The sequence below is a fragment of the Novispirillum itersonii subsp. itersonii ATCC 12639 genome, from assembly GCF_000381985.1.
Classification (GTDB): domain Bacteria; phylum Pseudomonadota; class Alphaproteobacteria; order Rhodospirillales; family Rhodospirillaceae; genus Novispirillum; species Novispirillum itersonii.
In genome coordinates, this window is sequence record NZ_KB907337.1 from 252,847 (window position 1) to 273,930 (window position 21,084).

Sequence of the window (21,084 nt, forward strand, 5' to 3'; positions counted from 1 at the left end):
GCTCAGGCTGCCTGCAACAGGGCCTGCACGGCGGCGGTCACATCCGGCTGCCGCATCAGGCTTTCACCGATCAGGAAGCGTCTGGCCCCGGCTTCGGCCATCCGGTCAAGGTCGGAGCGGGCGTAAAGACCGCTTTCTGACACCAGAACCCGGTCGGCGGGCACACGGGCGGCCAGCAGCTCGGTGGTGGCAATGTCTGTCTTCAGGGTCTTCAGATTGCGGTTGTTGACCCCGATCAGCGGCGAGCGCAGATGGGTCAGGGCCCGGTCCAGCTCCTCGGCGTCGTGGACCTCGATCAGCACATCCATGCCCAGTGACAGGGCCAGATCCTCCATTTCCTTCGCCTGCGCGTCAGACAGCGCCGCCATGATCAGCAGAATGCAGTCGGCTGACAGGGCGCGGGCTTCGACGATCTGATAGGGATCGACCATAAAGTCCTTGCGCAGCACCGGCAGGGTACAGGCGGCGCGGGCGGCGATGAGGTAGTCGTCATGCCCCTGGAAGAACGGCCCGTCGGTCAGCACCGACAGGCAGCTCGCGCCGCCGGCGGCATAGGCGCGGGCCAGCACCGCCGGATCAAAATCAGCCCGGATCAGCCCGGCGGAGGGCGATGCCTTTTTGATTTCGCAGATCAGGCCATAGCGCCCGTCGCCGACATGGCGGGTCAGGGCGTTGGCAAACCCACGCGGGGCATCGGCGGTGCGGGCTGCGGCCTCCACCTCTGCCAGCGGGCGGGCGGCGATGCGGCGGGCCACTTCGGCGCGGGTGGTGTCGCAGATGCGGGTGAGAACGTCGCTCACGGTCGTCAGTCCTGTTCGCGGGGGGTGGGGGTGTTGGTCACGGCGACCAGACGTTCCAGTGCGGTGCGGGCGGCGCCGCTGTCGATGGCGGCACGGGCCAGATCAGCCCCGGCGGCGATATCACCGGCCTTACCGGCGACCATCAGGGCGGCGGCGGCGTTCAGCACCACGATGTCACGGTACGGGCCGGGGGCACCGTTGAGCATATCGCGGATCACCTGCGCATTATGGTCCGGGTCACCGCCCTTCAGGGCGTCCAGCGGTACGCGGGGGATGCCGGCCATCTCCGGGGTGATTTCCCACCGCCGTACCGCACCGTCGCGCAGTTCCGCCACCAGCGTCGGGCCGGTGGTGGTCACCTCGTCCAGCCCGTCGGAGCCATGCACCACCATTGCCCGGGTCAGCCCCAGGTTGAGCAGGGCGGCGGCGATCGGTTCCAGCCAGCGGGCGTCGAACACGCCAAGAAGCTGGAACGATGCCCCTGCCGGATTGGTCAGCGGGCCGAGCAGATTGAAAATGGTGCGCATGCCCATTTCGGTGCGGGCCGGGGCCACATGCCGCATGGCGGCATGGTGACGCTGCGCCATCATAAAGCCGATCCCGGCGTCGCGCATGGCCTGCTCAACCAGCGCCATGTCGGCATCAAGGTTGACGCCCAGCGCCGCCAGCACATCAGCCGAGCCGGATTTGGACGAGGCGGCGCGGTTGCCGTGCTTGGCGACCGGCACCCCGGCCCCGGCGATGACCAGTGCCGCCCCGGTGGAGATATTGAAGGTGCCGACCCCGTCGCCGCCGGTCCCGACCACGTCAATCGCCCCGGCGGGGGCCGTCAGGCGGTGGGCTTTGCCGCGCATGACACGGGCGGCGGCGGTGATTTCCTCAACCGTTTCGCCCCGCAGGCGCAGGGCCATCAGAAAGCCGCCGATCTGTGACGGGGTGGCTTCCCCGGTCATGATGATGTTGAAGGCGGCTTCGGCTTCCGCCTCGCTCAGGGTTTCGCCCAAAGCAAGGCGGGGGAGAATGTCTTTCAGTCCGGACATGTCAGGCGGCTTTCTGGCTCGGGGCGGTGCAGTCAGTCAGGAAGTTGCGCAGCAGGTCATGGCCATGCTGGCTGGCGATGCTTTCCGGGTGGAACTGCACGCCCTGAATCGGAAACTCTTTATGCGCCAGCCCCATAATCAGGCCGTCGGCGGTTTCCGCAGTGACTTCAAGACAGTCGGGCAGGGTGGCGCGTTCGACAATCAGGGAATGATAGCGGGTGGCGTTAAACGGGCTGGGCAGCCCGGCGAACACACCGCGCCCCTGATGGCTGATGGCGCTGACCTTGCCGTGCAGCGGCTGCGGCGCACGGATCACCCGCCCGCCGAAAGCCTGACCGATCGACTGATGCCCGAGGCAGACGCCGAAAATCGGCACGGCCCCGGCCCCGCGGCGGATCAGCTCAAGGCAGATCCCGGCACGGTCGGGGTCACAGGGGCCGGGAGAAAGGATGATACCCTGCGGGCGCCAGCTTAAAACCTCGTCAACGGTGGCGGCGTCGTTCCGCACCACTTTCACCTCTGCCCCCAGATCACCGAGGTAGTGCCACAGGTTATAGGTAAAGCTGTCGTAGTTGTCGATCAGGGTAAACATCAGATCATAACCCCTTAAATGAAATGGCGATGGCGTGCCATTCAGGAAGGCCCCCGGTAAGTGCCCTGGTTTGGACCCGGTCACGCGGTGGCGGTGAGGCCGCCAGAATGGGCGGCGGCTGCCGGTGCGTCAAGCCACAGCAGCGGCATCGGTGATTTTTGCCGTTGGCGGAGGGATGATTTTTCCGCTTGACCTTCCTGTGACAGGAAGGTGCAGGGTGATGCCAATGACAGATCACGCGGACCACCGGGAGTCCCGACCATGACAGCATCGCCTGTATCTTCTGACCATACATCGTTTGCCATCACCGGCATGACCTGTGCCGCCTGCGCCACCCGGCTTGAGAAAGTCATCGGCAAAGTGCCGGGGGTGCGCGCTGTTTCCGTCAATATTGCCACCGAAAAGGCTGCGGTCGACGGCGGGGAGGCGCTGAGTCTGGCTGCCGTGGTGGCCGCAGTGGAGCGGGCGGGCTTCGGTGCCGTTCCGCTGGCCGAAGACAGCACCGCCGCCGAGGCGGATCTGGAGCGGCAGGCCGCCGCCAGAGCCCGGCGGGAGGTGGTTCTGTTTGTGCTGTCAGCGGCGCTGACCCTGCCGCTGGTGCTGAATATGCTGCCGCCGCTGTTGGGCGGAACGATGCTGCTGACCCCCTGGCAGGAACTGTTGCTGGCAACGCCGGTGCAGTTCTGGATCGGGGCCCGGTTTTATCGTGGGGCGTTTGCCTCGCTGCGGGGCGGGGTCGGCAACATGGATGTGCTGGTGGTGCTGGGCACCACGGCGGCGTGGGCGTTTTCGGCGTGGCGGGTGCTGACGGCTGATCCGCTGCACGGCGGGCATCTGGCGCTGTACTTTGAAGGCGCGGCGGTGGTGATTACGCTGGTGCTGCTGGGAAAGGTGATGGAAAGCCGGGCCAAGCGTTCTGCCGGTGCCGCGCTGCGGGCGCTGATGACGCTGCGGCCGGAAACGGCGCGCGTGGAGCAGGGCGACCGGGTGGTGGAAGTGCCGGTGGCGGCCGTGCGCACGGGGGACCGTGTTCTGGTCCGCCCGGGAGAACGGGTCCCGGTGGACGGTACGGTTGTTGACGGGACCAGCGCCGTGGATGAGGCGCTGCTGACCGGCGAAAGCCTGCCGCAGGAGCGGGTGCCGGGTGACCGGGTGATCGGCGGGTCGGTCAACGGGAACGGACTGCTGACGGTGCAGGCGACGGCGGTGGGGGCCGAGGCGACCCTGTCGCGGATCATCACACTGGTGGAGCAGGCCCAGACCGGCAAGGCGCCGGTGCAGAAGCTGGTTGACCGGGTCTCGGCGGTTTTTGTGCCGGTGGTGGTGGCGCTGGCGGGTATCAGCTTTTTCGGCTGGTGGCTGATCGGCGGATCGCTGGAGGCGGGTTTTGTGGCAGCGGTGTCGGTACTGGTGATTGCCTGCCCCTGTGCGCTGGGTCTGGCAACGCCGACGGCCCTGATGGTCGGCACCGGGGTGGCGGCACGGCACGGCATTCTGATCCGGGATGCGCAGGCGCTGGAGGTGGCGCACCGGGTGACGGCGGTGGTGTTTGACAAGACCGGCACCCTGACCGCCGGGCATCCGGTGCTGACCGGGATCATGGTGCATGATCCGGCGGGGCTGGACCGGCGGGAGGTGTTGCGTCTTGCGGCTGCCCTGCAGCAGGGCAGTGAGCATCCGCTGGCAAAAGCCGTGCGCGAACAGGCCGAAGCGGAGGCATTGGCGGTGCCGCCCCTGCAGGATTTTCAGGCCCTGACCGGGCGGGGCGCAACAGCGGCGGTAGAAAGGCAGGCCCTGTGGATCGGCTCCCGCCGTCTGATGCAGGAACGCGGCATTGACACCGCCGCGCTGGAAAACTGGGCCGTGTCGCAGGAGCGTCAGGGGCACTCCGTGATGTGGCTGGCGGCGGAAGCGCGGTTGCTGGGGGCATTGGCTGTCAGTGATCCGGTCCGCCCGTCCTCGGTCCGGGCCGTGACGCTGCTGAAGGCTGCGGGGGCAGAGACCGTGATGCTGACCGGCGACAACCGGGTGACGGCGCAGGCCGTGGCGGCAGCAGTCGGAGTTGACCGGGTACGGGCAGAGGTTCTGCCCGCTGACAAGGCGGCTGAGGTCGCGGCGCTGCAGGCGGCAGGCCGGGTGGTGGCGATGGTGGGCGATGGCGTTAACGACGCCCCGGCGCTGGCGCAGGCCGACCTTGGGGTTGCCATGGGGGCAGGCAGTGACGTGGCGATGCAGACCGCCGGGCTGACCCTGATGCGCAGTGATCCGCTGGTGCTGGTTGCGGCCCTGTCGGTTTCGGCGGCGACATGGCGGAAGATCCGGCACAATCTGATCTGGGCTTTTGGGTACAATGTGGTGGCGCTGCCGCTGGCGATGGCAGGCCAGTTGTCCCCGGCACTGGCCGGGGCGGCGATGGCTTTTTCGAGTGTCTCTGTGGTGACCAGCTCACTGTTGCTGCGCCGCTGGAAAGCCCCGGAGGCACTGAGGTGAGGAGGCAAAGGGGCGGATGCCCGCGCCCGGCGTCTGGGGGACCAAAGAGACGGAGGTCTGCGGAGCAGACCGACTGGCCCATTGAGGGCCCGCGCCCGCGTGGGCGCGTAAGCCAAGCGGGCGGATGCCCGCGCCCGGCGCTTGAGGGACCAAAGAGACAAAAAACCAAACATATAAAAGGGCAAAAACTGTGAACATTTCTCAGCTGGCCCGTGAGACCGGGCTGACCGCCAAAACCATCCGCTATTATGAAAGTATCGGTCTGATTGAGGCCGCGGCCCGGACGGAGGCCGGATACCGGGTATATGGCGCGCGTGACATTACCATTCTGCGCTTTATCGCCCGGTCCCGGTCTCTGGGCTTCAGTGTCGAGGATGTCGGGCATCTGCTGACCCTGTGGCAGGACCGCAGCCGGACCAGTGCCGAAGTGAAGGCGTTGGCCGAACAGCAGGTGGCGGAGATTGACCGCAAGATGACTGAGCTGACCGCAATGCGGCAGGCCCTGACAGATCTGATGCGGAACTGCCACGGGGATGATCGCCCTGACTGTCCCATCCTTGACCGGCTGGCCGGAGAGAGCGGTGCAGACCGTGCAGAGGAGGGGTGTTGCGAACATCACTCGTCATTCCGGGAAAGCCGGGTATGATCCGGCTGCCGTACCGCTGCGTTCGGGACGGTATCGAGGATAAAACAACAGGTTGAGCGATTGTGAGTAAGCGGGTCTCCTCCCCCCGGCCCTCCCGGCCCCAGAAAGAACCGTCAAAAGTCCGCCGTACCGCGGTGAAGCGTCCGCGGCCCCATGGCCGTGCCGCGGCCTCAGGTGGGGGGGATGATGGCGACGGACCGCCCCCCGGTCAGGGCCGTTTGTCAGGGCTGTTCCGCCGTGACAGGCCACTGCTGCTGATCGGGGTGGTTGCCGTGCTGGTGATCGGCGGAATTCTGGTCGGATGGTCTCTGGGCCGTGGCAATGGGGGGCCGTCTGCCCAGACGCGCGGGCTGGATACGGCAGCGATGGATCGTCTGGTCGCGGAGACTGAGACCGCGCCACGGGCCGTTACCGGGCAGGTTCAGGCCCCCGATCCGGCTGTGGAGGGAGAAGATACCCCGGCTTATGAGGCTGATTACGGCCCGGCGGTGGTCACCCCCACACCGCTGGCGGCCCCGACGGCACTGGCCGGAGGAGTCCGTCTGACCGATCCGCTGGCCGCCGGGGGTGTCAGCGGGCAGATCCCGGATGCGGCCGTCCCGCCTCCGGTGGCACCGGCTGCTGCTCCGCCTGTGGCTCCGGCCCAGACGCAGGCCCCGCAGCAGCACGCGGCAGTGATCCAGAAAGGCTGGAAAGATGCTGCCCTGCCGCCGCCCGCCGGGGCCGGAAAAAAGCCGATGATTGCCATCGTGATTGATGACATGGGGCTGGATAAAGGGCGGACGGCCCGCATTTCGGCTTTGCCGGGGCCAATCACCACATCGTTTCTGACCTATGCCAGCGACCTGAAGAAGCAGGCCGCGGATGCCCGCCGTGCCGGGCATGAACTGATGATGCATGTGCCGATGCAGCCGCAGGGCAATATCAATGCCGGGCCGGATGTGCTGCGGGTTGGTATGGACCCCGATGAGATCCACCGCCGGATGGTGGATTACCTTGGGCGTCTGGATGGCATCGTTGGCATCAACAACCACATGGGCAGCGCCTTTACGGAACATGCGGAAGGGCTGCGTCCGGTGATGCAGGTGCTGAAGGATCATAATCTGTTTTTCCTCGATTCAAAAACCTCCGGGCGCAGTGTCGGCAGCAAAACCGCTGCCGAGGCCGGAATCCCGACCATCGACCGCAATGTGTTTCTGGATCACGAGGAAACGAACGCCTTTGTCACCCGCCAGCTGGCGGAAACGGAGGCCATCGCCCGTAAGCACGGGTATGCGGTGGCGATCGGCCACCCGAAGGACGTCACCATCCGGGGCCTGAGCCAATGGCTGCCGACGCTGTCGGAAAAAGGCTTCGTACTGGTGCCGTTGTCCACGTTGGTCCGGATGCGGTCCGGGGCCGGTTGATCAGGAGAAAACAGCATGAGCAAGACATACAAGGTGGATGGCATGACCTGCGGCGGGTGCGCCGCGTCGGTGCAGAAGGCGATTGCCGGTGCGGTTCCGGGGGCGACGGTCAGCATCGATCTGCCGACCGCCCGGGTGACGGTGGATGCCGCAGCGCTTGACGATGCGGTGGTCCGTAAGGCGGTGGAAGATGCCGGCTTTGATTACGCCGGTACGGTGTAAGAGAGGGTACGGTGTAAGATAGCAAAAGGGGCAGAGGCCGGTGACGGCTCTGCCCCTTTTCTGTTTCCCTTGTCGGGACAGTGAGTTAATCGGCAGAGGCTGCCTGTATGGCTTTGCGGCGGCGGAGGCCGCTCAGGGCCTGTCCGTTGAGGGCGAAATGGGCGGTCAGGCCGATGACCAGCCCCCAGAACGCCCCGCCGATTCCCAGCAGGCTGATATTGGCGGCGGACGCGAGAAACGTGATCAGCGCCGCTTCCCGACCGGCAGGGTCAGCCATTGCCCCGGCCAGACTGCCGCCGATGGTCCCCAGCAGGGCCAGACCGGCCAGCGTGGTGATAAAGGTGGCGGGAAAGGCCATGAAGACAGCCGCCAGCGTGACCCCGAACACCCCGACCAGAACATAGCAGGCCCCGGCGGCCAGTCCGGCGACCCAGCGTTTTGAGTGGTCTGGATGGGCCTCCCGCCCGGTGGCGATGGCGGCGGTGATGGCGGCAATGTTGAAGGCGTGGGACCCGAACGGTGCCATCAGCAGCGACCCCAGCCCGGTGACGGTGACCACCGGATTGGCACTGGTGCGGAAGCCGTCATTCCGCAAGACCAGCATCCCCGGCATGTACTGGCCGGTCAGGGTAATCAGAAACAGCGGCAAAGCAACGCTCAGGGCGGAATTCAGGGTAAAATCGGGTACGGTCAGGACCGGGGCGGCGGTGGCCAGGCGCAGGCCGGACAGATCAACCCGGTCCTGCATCAGCAGAAAAGCCAGCCCGAGGACCAGAATGCCCACCACCGCATAGCGGGCGGATATCCGCTTGAGGGTCACATAGGCGACAATCAGCAGACCGGCCAGCAGCGGATCGACGGTGACCCCGCCAAAAGCCCCGATTCCGAACGGCAGCAGAATGCCCGCCAGAAGGCCGGAGGCGATGCCCGCCGGAATCAGCCGGATCACTTTCTCAAAATATCCTGACAGGCCGAGCAGGACAAACGCGGCGGCTGACAGCATGTAGGCCCCGACCGCCTCGGCGTAGGGGGTTGTGGCCAGCGTGGTGACAAGAAAGGCCGCTGCCGGGGTTGACCACGCGGTGATGATCGGCTCGCGGTAGCGCCAGCTCAGGAACAGACCGGTGAGGCCGACACCGATGGAGACGGACCACACCCACGATGCGGTCATCTCCGGGCTGAGGCCCGCGGCGCGGGCAGCCTGAAAGATCAGGATGAAGGTGCCGCCATAGTTGACGATCACAGAGATCATCCCGGCAATAACCGGGTTGGGCAGATCCCGCAGACGCAGGGGGGAGGAATGGGTCGACATGGTCGGGGGTGTCTCCGCATGGGGGTGTCACCGTGGATGCGGCTTGACATTTACCCGGCCAGTGGCCTGACTGATCCCGCCAATTTTTTCGATAGGATCAGACCAATTGTTCAGGCATTCGCAGCTGGAAAGTGTCAAGTCATGGCTGACGCATCCCGCATCGGCGGCACTGCCCCTGCACGCACGGATTCAGCGGGCGATCCGGCAGATGATTCTGGATGGGGCGATCGCGCCGGGCAGACCGCTTCCGGCATCGCGGGCGCTGGCGGTCTCGCTCGGGGTTTCGCGCGATACGGTGGAGGCCGCCTATACCCAGCTGCATGCTGAAGGGTTTATCGAACGCCGCGTCGGCAGCGGCAGCTTTGTGGCTGACGGCTCGGGGTTTCCGGTCAGGCCCCGGCGGCAGTCTTCCGGCGCGATGGTCTCACCCCCGGCCCTCAGCCGGCGCGGGACGATGATGGCGATGGGGGGCGGTGTGCGTGAAGCGGCATCGCCGCACCCTTTCGCGCCGGGAATACCGGAGACGCGGACGTTTCCGCTGGCCCTGTGGGAGCGGTTGCAGCGGCAGGTGATGAAAGAGGCGGGAACCCGCGCCCTGCTGCATGGTGATCCGCAGGGGGTGGAGCCGCTGCGTCGCGCCATCGCCGATTATGTCAATCTGGAACGGGGGGCGCGGGCCAGCCCTGATCAGGTGCTGGTGCTGACCTGTGCCCAGCAGGCAATGATGCTGTGTGCGACGGTTCTGCTGGATCCGGGGGAGCGGATCTATCTCGAGGATCCCGCCTATTACGGTGCCAGACGGGCATTTGAGGCTGCGGGGCTTGATTGCGTTCCGGTACCGGTTGACGGGCAGGGGATTACGGTCGCGCCGGTTCTGGATGATCCGCGCCCGGCCCGTGCCCTGTGCCTGACACCGTCCCATCAGTTCCCCACCGGGGCGACGCTGGCGCTGGATCGCCGTCTGGCATTGATTGACTGGGCAGCCCGGCAGCAGGCGTGGATCATCGAGGATGATTACGACAGCGAATTTCATTATGCGGGCAGGCCGACGGCCTGTGTGCAGGGGCTGGATCCGCATGGACGGACCATCTACATCGGCACCTTCACCAAGTCGCTGTTTCCCGGCCTGCGGATCGGTTATGCGGTGCTGCCGCCGCACTTGGTGCAGCCGATGACGGCGGCCCGGACCCTGCTGGATGGCCATACCGCTCCGCTGGCCCAGCTGACGCTGGCCCGGTTTATGGAAGGGGGCCATTTCGGGGCCCATGTCCGCAGTATGCGCAGCCTGTATGCACGGCGGCTGGATGTGCTGTCAGGGCTGGTACGCCGCCACCTGTCCGGCAGGCTGGAGGCGCACTGCCCCGCCGGTGGCCTGCAGATGGCCTGCGGCCTGACGGATGCCACGACGGAACAGGCGGCGGTTGAGGCCGCCCGCGCCGCCGGGGTCACTCTTCTCGGGCTGTCGGGGCTGTATGCCGACCGCAACAGCCCCGGTATATCCGGCTTTCTTCTCGGGTTTGCCGCCTATACCACCACGGAGATGGAAGAGGCGGTCAAGGCGCTGGCCGGGGCGTTCGGCCGCCTGCGGGGCGCCGGTCACTCGTAAAGGGCATCCAGTGCCGTGGCGTAGTGCTGACGGATGACATGACGGCGGATTTTCAGGGTTGGGGTCAGCATACCGTTGTCGGTGGTGAAGGCGGCCGGGGCCAGCACGAATTTGCGGACTTTCTCAATGTTGGACAGGTTGCGGTTAACCCGGCTGACGGCATCGCTGATGGCCGCCCGGAAGTCAGCGCGCGCAATCAGGGTTTCCTGCGGCATAAGGTCGAGCCCGTGGCGCGACAGGAAGGTCTGGATGAAGTCCGGGTCCGGCACGATCAGGGCCAGCAGATGCGGGCGGCGGTCGCCATAGACCATGGCCTGAGCGATTTCCGGCTCCAGCGTCAGGAACCCCTCAACCCGCTGCGGTGAGACGTTATCCCCGCCGGAGTTGACGATGATATCCTTCTTGCGGTCGGTGATTTTCAGCCGCCCGAGGCTGTCGAGGGTGCCGATATCGCCGGTATGCAGCCAGCCTTCGGCATCAATGGCGGCGGCGGTGGCTTCTGGGTTGTTCCAGTAGCCTTTCATGACGGTTTCGCCCCGCACGCAGATTTCGCCGTCCTCTGCCAGTCTGACAGTCACACCGTACAGGGGCGGGCCGACCGTATCCATTTTGACCGAGGCGGGGACATTGACCGAAATAACCGGCGAGGCTTCGGTCTGGCCGTAGCCCTGTAAAATCCGCACCCCCAGCGCGGTGAAAAAGTGGCCGACATCGGCGTTCAGCGGTGCCCCGCCGGAGACAAACGCTTTCAGCCTGCCGCCGAAGCGGGCCGCCACCTTGCGCCGGACCAGCAGGGTCAGCAGCGGGTCAAGCAGGCGGTCGGCCAGTGTCAGACTTTCCGGGCTGCACTGGCGCTTCATGCCGATGGCGACAGTCCGCAGGAACAGTTTTTCTTTCAGGCCGCCCTGTGCCTGCACCCCGCGCAGAATCTTCTGGCGCAGCACCTCGTACAGCCGGGGGACGGCGGTCATAATCGTCGGGCGGGCTTCCTGCAGGTTGGTGGCCAGAGCCTCCAGTCCTTCAGCGTAATAGATCCGGGCCCCCAGCGACATCGGGAAGAACTGTCCGGCGGTATGTTCATAAGCGTGCGACAGCGGCAGGAAGGACAGGAACACTTCCTGCCCGACGCCAAGATCTTTCAGCACCCGGTAGGGGCCTTCGCTGTTGGTGATGATCGCGCCGTGCGACAGCTCCACCCCTTTAGGAGCCCCGCCGGTGCCGGAGGTATAGATGATGCAGGCGGTATCGGTCCGTTTCAGGGTGTGCAGCGCGGCGGGTGCCGGTTTGCCGTCGCCCAGCGCCAGCAGGTCGTTCCAGCGGTGCAGCACCACGCCGGGGTTCTGATGCAGATCGGTGGGGTCAATCAGCACCACCTGCGGCGGATGCCCCATCTGGGTGGCGGCATGCAGGACCTGCCGGGCCAGTTTGCCGGTGGAGACGATCACCACGCTGGCCTGACTGTCATTCAGGATGTGCAGATGGTCGTTGGCGGTGTTGGTGGTATAGGCGGGCACCGTAATTGCCCCGGCGGTCATCACCGCCAGATCGGCAATGCACCATTCCGGCCGGTTTTCCGACACCAGCACCACACGGTCGCCGGGGCGGACGCCAATCGCGTCAAGCCCGTTGGCCAGTGCGGTCACGGCTGCGGCAACCTCGTCCCAGCTCCAGGCGGAGAAGGTTTGCAGGGGGGTATTGTCGCGGGCGCGTTTGGCCAGCAGAAACGGGGCGCCCCGCAGGGCCTGCGCCTGATCGAAGAACAGCCCGGGCAGGCTGGTCATGGCGGCATAATCAACAACACGGCCAGGCACCGTGATCCTCCCTTGTTAAAATCCGGTTCCGGTTAACCCGAAATTCCGGCAGGGGCAATCTTTACTGCGCAGCATACGGCATGGCTGTGACGGATACGGCAGTCTGACGCCGCTTTTCTGATCTGTCATTGCCGCAGCGGTGTTCAGACCCCATAGTAGTGTTCAATGACAGTGTATAGGGCAGGCGCCCCCTCTGCTATCGCGAATATGGTGTCGCCGTGCCGGAATAAAAGTGTGGAGATGGTGCTGATGATGATGCGTGTGATGCGGGAACAGGCCGGTGCCGTGGCCTCTGACGGGGCTGATCTGGGGGCACTGCCGGAATGGGATCTGCGCGACCTGTACCCGGCCCCGGACTCTGCCGAGCTGAAGGCGGATCTGGACGCGGTCGATGCTGCCGCCCGGGCCTTTGCCGCGGCGTATCAGGGCAAGGTGGCTGGCCTGTCTCCGGCGGAGTTCGGTACGGCCATCCGGGCTTATGAAGATCTGTGCGAGGTGCTGTATAAGGCGCTGTCCTACGGCCAGCTGGTGCATGCAGGCAACGTCAGCGACCCCGAGGTGGGCCGCTTTTATCAGGGCCTGAGCGAGAAGGGGACGGATATTTCCACCCTGACGCTGTTTTTCACGCTGGAAATCAACCGTCTTGACGATGCGGCGCTGGCGACCCTGCTGACCGACCCGGTGGTGGCCCGTTACCGCCCGTGGATCGACGGGATCCGCCAGTACAAGGATCATCAGCTGACCGATGATCTTGAGCGGATGGTGACCGAGAAAGGCATCACCGGTGCCGGGGCATGGGTGCGTCTGTTTGACGAGACGCTGGCGGCGCTGCGCTTTCCGGTCAATGGCAAGGACCTGACGATCACCGAGGCGACCAACCTGCTGTCCAGCACCGACCCGGCCGTGCGGAAGGCGGCGGCGAAAAGCATTGGCACGGTGCTGGGGGCAAACAGCCGGGTGTTCAGCCTGATCACCAATACGCTGGCGAAAGATAAGGAAATTGACGACCGCTGGCGCGGCTACGCCTCGCCGATGGCCTCCCGCAATCTGAGCAATCAGGTGGAGGACGAGGTGGTTAACGCGCTGGCGTCTGCCGTCAGGGACAGTTATCCGCGCCTGTCTCACCGCTATTATGCCCTGAAGGCGAAATGGTTCGGGCAGGACCAGCTGGAATACTGGGACCGCAATGCCCCGCTGCCGGACGACAGCGACCGCAAGTATACCTGGCCGGAAGCGACGGAACTGGTGCTGGGGGCCTATCGGCGCTTTTCCCCGGATCTGGCGGCGGTCGGTCAGAAGTTTTTCGATAATGCGTGGATTGACGTCCCCGCCCGCCCGGGCAAGGCCAGCGGTGCCTTTGCCCATCCGGTGGTGCCCAGCGCCCATCCGTATCTGCTGCTGAATTACATGGGCCGGGGCCGCGATGTGATGACGCTGGCCCATGAGCTGGGCCATGGCTGCCATCAGATTCTGGCCGGAAAACAGGGCTGCTTCCTGTCGGATACTCCGCTGACGCTTGCCGAAACCGCTTCAGTCTTCGGTGAAATGCTGACCTTCCGGGCAATGCTGGATGCCGAGACTGACCCGGCCCGCCGCAAGGTGCTTCTGGCCTCGAAGGTTGAGGATATGCTCAACACCGTGGTGCGGCAGATTGCCTTCCACCACTTCGAGCAGGCCCTGCATGCCGAGCGGCGCACCAGCGGCGAACTGTCGGCCGAGCGGATCGGTGAAATCTGGATGCAGGTGCAGGGCGAAAGCCTTGGGCCGGCAATCCGTTTCGAGCCGGAATACGCCCATTACTGGTCGTACATTCCGCACTTCATCCATACCCCGTTCTATGTGTATGCCTATGCTTTCGGGGATTGTCTGGTCAATTCTCTGTACGAAGTCTACCAGCAGGGCCTGCCGGAGTTTGAGGCCAAGTATCTGGCGATGCTGTCGGCGGGCGGGACCCTGCGGCATAAAGAGCTGCTGGCCCCGTTCGGGCTGGATGCCAGTGACCCGGCTTTCTGGCAGCGGGGCCTGTCGGTGGTGGCAGGCTTTATCGATGAGCTGGAAAAGCTGGGCTGAGGCCCCGCTTCCCGGGAACAGGAAAAACCCCCGGTGGGCAGGCACCGGGGGTTTTTTATCGCTTCGGGCCGGGGATTATTCCGGCTTGACGATCATGCCGACGAAGAAGCCGACATTCTGCAGCAGGCCGGTGCCGTAGCCCTTGAACACCGCGTTCTTCAGCACGAACGGCTCGATATATTCAGCCGGCGGATCAGACAGCTGGCCCCCGACGATATATTCGGTGCCGACCTGAAAGTCCGGGTGGTTGGCCGGCAGGTTAACCTGCACGGTGGTGGCGCCGGGGATCGAGGACACATTGGCACTGCAATGGCTGACCATCAGCAGACCGAACTGCGAGGAGACAAACACGTTGGTGGCATTCGGGCGGGCAATGCCGACACGGGTGGCGGAGAGGGTAGCGGTATCAGTCATGGAGCAATCCCCTATGAGATGGTGGGTGTTCCGTCAGAGCGGAAGCGCATCCCCCTGATGCGCCTGATCATCATCGGGCGATTCTCTCTAAGAGTGTATTATTTTATAAAATCTCTTTTTAAGTGTTTCTTTATTTTTTATCATCAATCTGATATAAAAAAGAAAATCTATATCTATACGGCTAATTTGGGGTGTCTGTTGAGACACAGTATTCTGGATACAGAAAAGATCCCGGCCTTTTGGAAAAGACCGGGATCTGTCTGACCTGTTCCTGTGCGGCAACAGGCCGGAAAAAGGATCAGACGAACTTCCGTTCGGTCAGGAACAGGCGCACCGCAAACCCAAGGAAGATGATCCCGGCGGTGCCATCCAGCGCTGCCCGTACCCGCACATTGCCCATCAGGGCCCGGCCGACGCCGGATGCCATCACCGACATCACCAGCAGGAAGCCGGTGCCGCACAGGGTCAGGGTCAGGCCGAGGATCAGGCTTTGCAGGCCGACATGGCCGAGGGACGGATTGATGAACTGCGGTACGAAGGCGAGAAAGAACAGAATCACCTTCACGTTCAGCAGATTGGTCATCATGCCGTGCAGAAAGGTGCGGCGGGTTGACAGCCGCTCAACCTGCGGAACACCGCCGTCGGCCTGCGCCTTCCACATCTGCCATGCCCCCCGCAGCGACTTGGCACCGATCCATGCCAGATAGACCGCCCCAATCAGCCGCATGGCATCAAACAGGTGCGGTGACGCGGCAATAAGGGCGGATACGCCGAATGCGGCCAGCACGGAATGCACCAGTGCCCCGAAGAAAATTCCGGCGCTGGCAATCCAGCCGGATTTCCAGCCTTCAAACAGGCCACGGCTGAGGATCAGCAACATATCCGGGCCGGGGATCACAATCAGGACCAGCACGGCAAGCAGGTAAAGGCGATACAGTTCAAGGTCGATCAGCATGGCACGAAGGCTCCGGCCCGGTGAGGCCATCGGATACGGGTGAGGCCACCGGATAAGCAGAACAGGGGAAAAGGGGGTGTTCCGGCCTGGGGTCAGCAGGTGGCCTGCCGCCGGAACACCGAGGCTGTTAACGTCTGGGATACCTGTAACAATCAGGGGGAATGAAATGAACCTCATCCATCAGCAGGCAGGGGGAGGCCCCCTGTCTCTGACGGCCCTATGCTGCCGTGTCAGGGGCGGCCCCTCAAGCTGCATTCCCTAAGGGTGAGGATAAGCTGTGCTTATGAAAAAGAGGCGACCCCTCCGCCGTTATAAGCAAAGGGGCCGTCAGGGGTCGGGGGACAGGCGGGGTCGGTTTACAGGCGGACGATCTTGCCCGGATTCAGCAGATTGGCCGGATCAAGCGCCTTCTTGATCGACCGCATGACATCCAGCGCGTCGCCGTGTTCTGTCTCCAGAAAATCCATCTTGCCATATCCGACACCATGCTCACCGGTGCAGGTGCCATCCATCGACAGGGCCCGCTGTACCAGCCGCTCATTCAGGGCCAGCGCGGTTTCCATTTCCTGCGGGTCATCGGGGTTGACGATGAACAGCACGTGGAAGTTACCGTCACCGACATGCCCGACGATCGGGCACAGCAGGCCGCTGGCATCGAGATCGGCGCGGGTTTCGACAATGCAGTCCGCCAGACGCGAGATCGGCACGCAAACGTCAGACGAAAAACCGGAACAGCCGGGGCGCAGCCCCAGACCGGCATAATAGGCCTTATGGCGGGCATCCCACAGGCGGGCACGGTCTTCCGGTGCGTTGGCCCATTGGAAGTCGGTGCCGCCGTGGTCGGCTGCCAGTGCCTGCACCATCTCGACCTGTTCCTGTACCCCGGCGGGGGAGCCGTGGAACTCGAAGAACAGGGTCGGGATTTCGGCGTGAGACAGCTTGGAATAGGCGTTGATCGCCTTCATCTGCAGGGCGTCGAGGAATTCAACACGGGCCACCGGGATACCGCTCTGAATCGTGGCGATCACGGTGTTAACCGCCTCTTCGACGCCGGGGAACGGGCAGACGGCAGCAGAAATGGTTTCGGGGATGCCGTACAGGCGCAGGGTCACTTCGGTGATGATGCCGAGCGTCCCTTCCGAGCCGACGAACAGGCGGGTCAGATCATACCCGGCGGCGGACTTCCGGGCGCGGCGGCTGGTGCGGATCACCCGCCCGTCAGACAGCACCACGGTCAGGGCCAGCACGTTCTCGCGCATGGTGCCATAGCGTACGGCATTGGTGCCGCTGGCGCGGGTGGCGGTCATGCCGCCGATGCTGGCATCAGCACCCGGATCAATCGGGAAAAACAGGCCGGTGTCCCGGATGAATTCATTCAGCTGCTTCCGGGTCACACCGGCTTGTACGGTGCAGTCCAGATCTTCGGCCCGGACCTCCAGCACCGCATTCATGCGCGACACGTCAATGCAGATACCGCCCTGCAGGGCGGCGATGTGCCCTTCCAGCGAGGTGCCGGTACCGAACGGAATGACCGGAGTTCCGTAGCGGGCGCAGATTTTGACCACCGCCGACACTTCTTCGGTGCTGATGGCAAACACCACGGCATCGGGCGGGAAGGGGGCATGGAACGATTCATCCTTGCCATGCTGTTCGCGGATGGCGGTGCCGGTGGCAAGGCGGTCTCCGACCAGCGCGGCCAGTTCAGCCAGACACTCGGGTGATGCGGTGCGGGCGGGCAGGGCGGGGGGCAGATGCGACATGATCGTGTCCAGTCAACGGAAGGGGGAGTCAGGAAGGCAGAACGTCGGGAACCCGGAACGTCAGGCGAGTGCGGCAATCTGCGGGTCATGGCCGCAGGCCCGCACAAAGGTCAGCAGGTCGGTATTGGAAATTGTGGTGGTGGCGGTATTCTCCAGCGGGTGATAGTTCAGCAGCGGCTGATCCATCATCCACTGGTCCAGCACCACCCGCACGGCCTGCGCGTCGCGGTCGTTGATCAGCGAAAACGGAGTGACGGAGCCGGGAAACACCCCCAGCATATCCACCAGCCGTTCTGCCGAGCCAAAGGACAGCCGTTTTGATCCGATCCGGTCCGGCAGGGTCTTCAGGTCGATCTGGCGGTCAATCGGGGCCACCACCAGCCAGGTCTGCTTTTTGGCATCGCGCAGAAACAGGTTTTTGCAATGGACGCCGGGGATATCGGCCCAGAACTGATGACCGTCATCGACGGTCATGATCGGCGGATGGTCAACGGTGCTGGTGCGGATGTCCAGCCCGTCGAGGAAAGCCATCAACCCGGCCCGGCTGGCATGGCGGGGCGACAGGGACAGCGGGGCGGAAGGCGCGGTTTCGGCTGCGGGATTGCTCATGATCGGCGGGTGACTTAATGTTCCGGTTATGCGGGCCGGAATGGTGCCGGGATTGATTGGATCCGGTCAAGCCGGAACAGTGGACCGCATCACGCTTTTTGCATAAATCATAGCCGGATGACCCTGCGGAGAGACTGAAGCCGATGAGCATCTGGGGCAAACTGGTCGGCGGTATGACCGGCATGATGGTCGGTGGCCCGCTTGGGGCGATGATGGGGGCCTCGGTCGGGCATCTGTTCTATGACCGCAACCCCTTTCGGAACCTGTTCAATCCCATGGCCTTTATGCCGGGCTGGCAGGGCTTTGTCGCCTCTGCCAAAGAACAGGGCCGCCAGAGCGGGTTCGCCATGGGGGTGGTGCTGCTGTCAGCCAAGGTGGCCCGGGCCAGTGGCCTGAGTGAGGCTGACGGCTTTGCGGCCCTGATCCGGGTTGCCAGTATCGGGCCTGAGGAACAGGATGGCGTGCGGGGTCTGTACAGCCGGGCATGGCAGTCAGACAACGGGCCGGAAACAGTGACCGCCGTTTTATCCGCGCTGTTTGAAAACAGTCCGGGTCTGCTGGATGAGATCCTTGAGGCGCTGGGCATGATTGCCGCCGCTGCCGGTCGGCTGGAGCAGGCGGCGCCGCACCTGCAGGCAATTGCTGAAGATCTGGGCAGACCGGGACGCGACTGGCGACAGTACCGCGCCGGGCCGGGAGCGAAAGGGTCCGGCCCCGATCCATGGCAGGTTCTGGGCGTCGCGCCGGACAGTGACGAGGCGGCAATCCGTGCCGCCTATCGCCGTCTGCTGCGGGAGACCCACCCGGATACCCTGATGGCACAGGGATTGCCTGAGGAGTTTATTGCTGTTGCTAACCGCCGGATGGCGGATATCAATGCAGCCTGGGATGAAATATCCCGCCAGCGCGGATACCGCCGCTGACAGCCTTCTGACAGGCTTCCCGACTTTGCCACCCCCGCCCGTACCCCTGATGCGGGCGGGGTCTGATTTTTGCTCCCCCCCTCTCTCTCTCCCCGTCTCCCCGGAGTGTTGCACCGTGAGTGTCCGCGATACGTTACTGGCCCTGTTTGTGATGATTCTCTGGGGCGCGAATTACGTTGCCGTCAAACTGGGGGTCTCGGAATTTCCGCCGCTGCTGCTGATTACCCTGCGCTTCGCGCTGGTGGCGGTGTTGCTGGTGCCGTTCTATCGTATCACCCGCAGGCAGGTGCCGGGGGTGCTGCTGCTGTCCTTTTCTTTCGGGTCAGCTCATTTCGCCCTGCTGTTTGTCGCCCTGCAGATGACCGAGGCAGGCACCAGCGCCCTGCTGCTGCAGCTGGGGGTGCCGTTTTCCACCCTGCTTGGTGTGGTCTTTCTGGGGGACCGTCTGGGGATCTGGCGGATCAGCGGCCTGCTGGTGGCCTTTTCCGGGGCGGCGGTGCTGGCGTGGGGCCCGCATGTGCCTGCCTTCGCCCCTGCGGCGCTGTTGATTGTCTCTGCCTTTTTCTGGGCGGTCTCAAACCTGCTGGTGAAAAAGGTGACCGATGTCAGCCCGATTGCCCTGACCGGCTGGATGTCGCTGTTTGCCGTCCCGCAATGCCTGTTGTGGACCCTGCTGTTTGAGCATGGGCAGATTGAGGCCATTCAGCAGGCGTCTTTGGTCGGCTGGGGGGCAATGGTCTATACGGCGGTGGGATCGTCGATCATCGCCTATGGTCTGTGGTATTGGCTGCTGGGGCGTTACACTGTCAGTCAGGTGGTGCCGATTTCGCTGCTTAACCCGGTGTTCGGGGTGATTGTCGGTGCATGGGTGCTGGGCGAGGCCGTCGGGCCGGAGAAAATCGCCGGGGGCCTGCTGACGCTGGGCGGGGTCGGGATCATTCTGTGGCGGCAGGCAAAAAGGGGCGGCGCCTGATGGCGGGAGCGGTCTTTTCCCCTGATGCAGCCCTGCCGGGGCTGACCGTGGTGCCGTCGCCCAACCATGGGCCACGCGCCGCCGGGGCGGTGGTGGATCTTTTGGTGCTGCATTATACCGGCATGCCGGATGGTCCGGCAGCCCTGCTGCGGATGTGTCAGGCCGAGGCGCAGGTGTCTGCCCATTATATGGTGGAGGAAGACGGAACGGTCTTTCAGCTGGTGCCGGAAGCCCGGCGGGCCTGGCATGCCGGGGTGGCCTGCTGGCGGGGCCGGGCGGACGTCAACAGCCATTCGATCGGGATCGAGATCGTCAACCCCGGCCATGAATTCGGCTACCGTCCGTTTCCGGCGGTGCAGATGCAGGCGGTGACGGCATTGTGCCGTGATATCCTGTCCCGGCACCCGGCGATTTCTCCCGGTGGTGTGGTGGCGCATGCTGATGTGGCCCCGGCCCGGAAGGAAGACCCCGGCGAACTGTTTGACTGGCGGTTTCTGGCGGCGCAGGGGGTCGGTCTGTTCCCGTCCCCCGGCGAGGGACAGGCCACCCCAGCGGATGCCGCCGCCCTGTTGCGGCGCATCGGCTACCCGCTGGGGGACGGTGACGCCGAAACCCCGGATGGCCTGCGGGCGGCATTGGTGGCCTTTCAGCGTCGCTACCGTCCGGCTGATCTGTCCGGACAGCCGGATGCGCAAACGCTGGCAATGCTGTCGGCGGTGGCACAGGCCCTGTCAGGGCAAGGGCCAAAGAAAGGGCCAGAGAAAGCACCAGAGGAAGGATAGGAGATGACCGACCTGTTTTCCGCGCTGGGCGACGGCGCAGGCAGCCTGAAGACCCGGCGGGAAGAGATCGCCCCCGGCGCGGCGCTGCTGCGCGGCCAGTTGGGGGAACAGCAGGATGCGGTGCTGGCGGCGGTGCAGGCGGTGACGGCGCAGACGGCGTTCCGGCAGATGCAGACGCCGGGCGGACAGTCAATGTCGGTCGCGACCAGCAGCTGCGGTGCGCTTGGCTGGGTGACTGACCGCAAAGGATACCGCTATGTGTCGCAGGATCCACTGACCGGGCAGCCGTGGCCGGAGATGCCCGCCGTACTGCATGCCTTTGCCCGCGCGGCGGCGGCTGAGGCAGGGTATCCGGGGTTTGACCCTGACAGTTGCCTGATCAACCGCTATGCCCCCGGGGTCAAGATGGGGCTGCATCAGGACCGGGATGAGGTGGACTTTACCCAGCCGATTGTGTCGCTGTCACTGGGGATCCCGGCGGTGTTCCTGTGGGGGGGTCTGACACGCACCGGCCCGGTGCGCCGCATTGCCCTGCATCATGGGGATGTGGTGGTGTGGGGTGGGCCGTCGCGGCTGGTGTTCCACGGTATCGCCCCGCTGAAGGCGGCGGTCCATCCGGCGACGGGGGAGGTCAGGATCAACCTGACCTTCCGCCGTGCCGGTGGGTGACAGC

The 21,084-nt window shown here is 64.6% G+C and carries 19 protein-coding genes; 10 read left to right on the top strand and 9 right to left on the bottom strand.

The annotated features are described in order from the left end of the window. Positions 1–2: 2 nt before the first annotated feature. The 3 genes from trpC to G365_RS0101150 are packed head-to-tail and all read right to left on the bottom strand — an operon-like array spanning position 3 to position 2,432. Complete coding sequence (gene trpC, locus G365_RS0101140; protein WP_019643658.1) at positions 3–800, bottom strand: indole-3-glycerol phosphate synthase TrpC; 798 nt, start codon at positions 798–800, stop codon at positions 3–5. 5 nt (positions 801–805) lie between these two features. Further along, positions 806–1,840, bottom strand: coding sequence for an anthranilate phosphoribosyltransferase (gene trpD, locus G365_RS0101145; protein ID WP_019643659.1), 1,035 nt, complete (start codon positions 1,838–1,840; stop codon positions 806–808). A 1-nt stretch (position 1,841) separates the two neighbouring features. Beyond that, a complete protein-coding gene (locus G365_RS0101150; RefSeq protein ID WP_019643660.1) occupies positions 1,842–2,432 on the bottom strand; it encodes an anthranilate synthase component II in 591 nt (196 codons plus the stop codon). A gap of 261 nt (positions 2,433–2,693) precedes the next feature. Here G365_RS0101150 and G365_RS0101155 point away from each other — a divergent pair, with 261 nt between their 5' ends. From G365_RS0101155 to G365_RS0101170, 4 genes are all read left to right on the top strand, one after another. Further along, positions 2,694–4,922, top strand: coding sequence for a heavy metal translocating P-type ATPase (locus G365_RS0101155; protein WP_019643661.1), 2,229 nt, complete (start codon positions 2,694–2,696; stop codon positions 4,920–4,922). Between the two features lie 190 nt (positions 4,923–5,112). Continuing rightward, positions 5,113–5,568 (top strand): Cu(I)-responsive transcriptional regulator, encoded by a 456-nt coding sequence (cueR, locus tag G365_RS0101160; protein ID WP_019643662.1) that lies wholly within the window; start codon positions 5,113–5,115, stop codon positions 5,566–5,568. A 218-nt stretch (positions 5,569–5,786) separates the two neighbouring features. Then, positions 5,787–6,974 (top strand): divergent polysaccharide deacetylase family protein, encoded by a 1,188-nt coding sequence (locus tag G365_RS0101165; protein WP_019643663.1) that lies wholly within the window; start codon positions 5,787–5,789, stop codon positions 6,972–6,974. 15 nt (positions 6,975–6,989) lie between these two features. Beyond that, positions 6,990–7,196 carry a heavy-metal-associated domain-containing protein gene (locus G365_RS0101170; RefSeq protein ID WP_019643664.1) on the top strand — a complete coding sequence of 69 codons (207 nt, stop codon included), beginning with the start codon at positions 6,990–6,992 and terminating at the stop codon, positions 7,194–7,196. Positions 7,197–7,281: 85 nt separating this feature from the next. On the opposite strand, the gene G365_RS0101175 is transcribed toward G365_RS0101170, so the two are convergent. Continuing rightward, complete coding sequence (locus G365_RS0101175) at positions 7,282–8,508, bottom strand: benzoate/H(+) symporter BenE family transporter (RefSeq protein WP_019643665.1); 1,227 nt, start codon at positions 8,506–8,508, stop codon at positions 7,282–7,284. Between the two features lie 106 nt (positions 8,509–8,614). Here G365_RS0101175 and pdxR point away from each other — a divergent pair, with 106 nt between their 5' ends. Beyond that, entirely contained in the window at positions 8,615–10,114 is a 1,500-nt protein-coding gene (pdxR, locus tag G365_RS0101180; protein WP_019643666.1) for a MocR-like pyridoxine biosynthesis transcription factor PdxR, read from the top strand. Here pdxR and G365_RS0101185 read toward each other — a convergent pair. Continuing rightward, entirely contained in the window at positions 10,105–11,895 is a 1,791-nt protein-coding gene (locus G365_RS0101185; protein ID WP_043741199.1) for an AMP-dependent synthetase/ligase, read from the bottom strand. The two genes, pdxR and G365_RS0101185, sit on opposite strands and share 10 nt — an antisense overlap. Positions 11,896–12,180: 285 nt before the next feature. Between G365_RS0101185 and G365_RS0101190 the strand changes: the two genes are divergently transcribed. Next, positions 12,181–13,995: a M3 family oligoendopeptidase gene (locus G365_RS0101190; protein WP_245554686.1), complete on the top strand. Its 1,815-nt coding sequence runs from the start codon at positions 12,181–12,183 to the stop codon at positions 13,993–13,995. Positions 13,996–14,070: 75 nt separating this feature from the next. Here the strand turns inward: G365_RS0101190 and G365_RS0101195 are convergent, their stop codons facing one another. The 4 genes from G365_RS0101195 to G365_RS0101210 form a co-directional block, all read right to left on the bottom strand. Continuing rightward, positions 14,071–14,409, bottom strand: coding sequence for a hypothetical protein (locus G365_RS0101195; RefSeq protein WP_019643669.1), 339 nt, complete (start codon positions 14,407–14,409; stop codon positions 14,071–14,073). Positions 14,410–14,707: 298 nt separating this feature from the next. Beyond that, the gene (locus tag G365_RS0101200; protein WP_019643670.1) at positions 14,708–15,364 is read right to left on the bottom strand and encodes a LysE family translocator; all 657 of its coding nucleotides are present in this window, start codon (positions 15,362–15,364) and stop codon (positions 14,708–14,710) included. Positions 15,365–15,720: 356 nt separating this feature from the next. Further along, the gene (locus G365_RS0101205; protein ID WP_019643671.1) at positions 15,721–17,124 is read right to left on the bottom strand and encodes an FAD-linked oxidase C-terminal domain-containing protein; all 1,404 of its coding nucleotides are present in this window, start codon (positions 17,122–17,124) and stop codon (positions 15,721–15,723) included. Positions 17,125–17,184: 60 nt separating this feature from the next. Continuing rightward, positions 17,185–17,733, bottom strand: a complete 549-nt coding sequence (locus G365_RS0101210) for a prolyl-tRNA synthetase associated domain-containing protein (protein WP_019643672.1) — start codon at positions 17,731–17,733, stop codon at positions 17,185–17,187. Positions 17,734–17,876: 143 nt separating this feature from the next. Between G365_RS0101210 and G365_RS0101215 the strand changes: the two genes are divergently transcribed. The 4 genes from G365_RS0101215 to alkB all read left to right on the top strand — a co-directional run bounded on the left by G365_RS0101215 (position 17,877) and on the right by alkB (position 21,080). Continuing rightward, entirely contained in the window at positions 17,877–18,656 is a 780-nt protein-coding gene (locus tag G365_RS0101215) for a DnaJ domain-containing protein (protein ID WP_019643673.1), read from the top strand. Positions 18,657–18,771: 115 nt separating this feature from the next. Beyond that, positions 18,772–19,629: a DMT family transporter gene (locus G365_RS0101220; protein ID WP_019643674.1), complete on the top strand. Its 858-nt coding sequence runs from the start codon at positions 18,772–18,774 to the stop codon at positions 19,627–19,629. After that, positions 19,629–20,411 (top strand): N-acetylmuramoyl-L-alanine amidase, encoded by a 783-nt coding sequence (locus G365_RS0101225; RefSeq protein WP_019643675.1) that lies wholly within the window; start codon positions 19,629–19,631, stop codon positions 20,409–20,411. Before G365_RS0101220 ends, G365_RS0101225 begins: the two co-directional genes overlap by 1 nt. Before the next feature lie 3 nt (positions 20,412–20,414). Further along, positions 20,415–21,080 carry a DNA oxidative demethylase AlkB gene (gene alkB / locus G365_RS0101230; protein WP_019643676.1) on the top strand — a complete coding sequence of 222 codons (666 nt, stop codon included), beginning with the start codon at positions 20,415–20,417 and terminating at the stop codon, positions 21,078–21,080. Positions 21,081–21,084 lie beyond the last annotated feature (4 nt).

Bases quoted from the DNA above. Each gene is read 5' to 3' on its own strand.
- trpD (WP_019643659.1), bottom strand. From the start codon at position 1,840: ATGTCCGGACTGAAAGACATTCTCCCCCGCCTTGCTTTGGGCGAAACC.
- G365_RS0101150 (WP_019643660.1), bottom strand. From the start codon at position 2,432: ATGTTTACCCTGATCGACAACTACGACAGCTTTACCTATAACCTGTGG.
- G365_RS0101155 (WP_019643661.1), top strand. From the start codon at position 2,694: ATGACAGCATCGCCTGTATCTTCTGACCATACATCGTTTGCCATCACC.
- G365_RS0101170 (WP_019643664.1), top strand. From the start codon at position 6,990: ATGAGCAAGACATACAAGGTGGATGGCATGACCTGCGGCGGGTGCGCC.
- G365_RS0101175 (WP_019643665.1), bottom strand. From the start codon at position 8,508: ATGTCGACCCATTCCTCCCCCCTGCGTCTGCGGGATCTGCCCAACCCG.
- G365_RS0101185 (WP_043741199.1), bottom strand. From the start codon at position 11,895: ATGACCAGCCTGCCCGGGCTGTTCTTCGATCAGGCGCAGGCCCTGCGG.
- G365_RS0101190 (WP_245554686.1), top strand. From the start codon at position 12,181: ATGCGTGTGATGCGGGAACAGGCCGGTGCCGTGGCCTCTGACGGGGCT.
- G365_RS0101195 (WP_019643669.1), bottom strand. From the start codon at position 14,409: ATGACTGATACCGCTACCCTCTCCGCCACCCGTGTCGGCATTGCCCGC.
- G365_RS0101200 (WP_019643670.1), bottom strand. From the start codon at position 15,364: ATGCTGATCGACCTTGAACTGTATCGCCTTTACCTGCTTGCCGTGCTG.
- G365_RS0101205 (WP_019643671.1), bottom strand. From the start codon at position 17,124: ATGTCGCATCTGCCCCCCGCCCTGCCCGCCCGCACCGCATCACCCGAG.
- G365_RS0101210 (WP_019643672.1), bottom strand. From the start codon at position 17,733: ATGAGCAATCCCGCAGCCGAAACCGCGCCTTCCGCCCCGCTGTCCCTG.
- G365_RS0101215 (WP_019643673.1), top strand. From the start codon at position 17,877: ATGAGCATCTGGGGCAAACTGGTCGGCGGTATGACCGGCATGATGGTC.
- G365_RS0101225 (WP_019643675.1), top strand. From the start codon at position 19,629: ATGGCGGGAGCGGTCTTTTCCCCTGATGCAGCCCTGCCGGGGCTGACC.
- alkB (WP_019643676.1), top strand. From the start codon at position 20,415: ATGACCGACCTGTTTTCCGCGCTGGGCGACGGCGCAGGCAGCCTGAAG.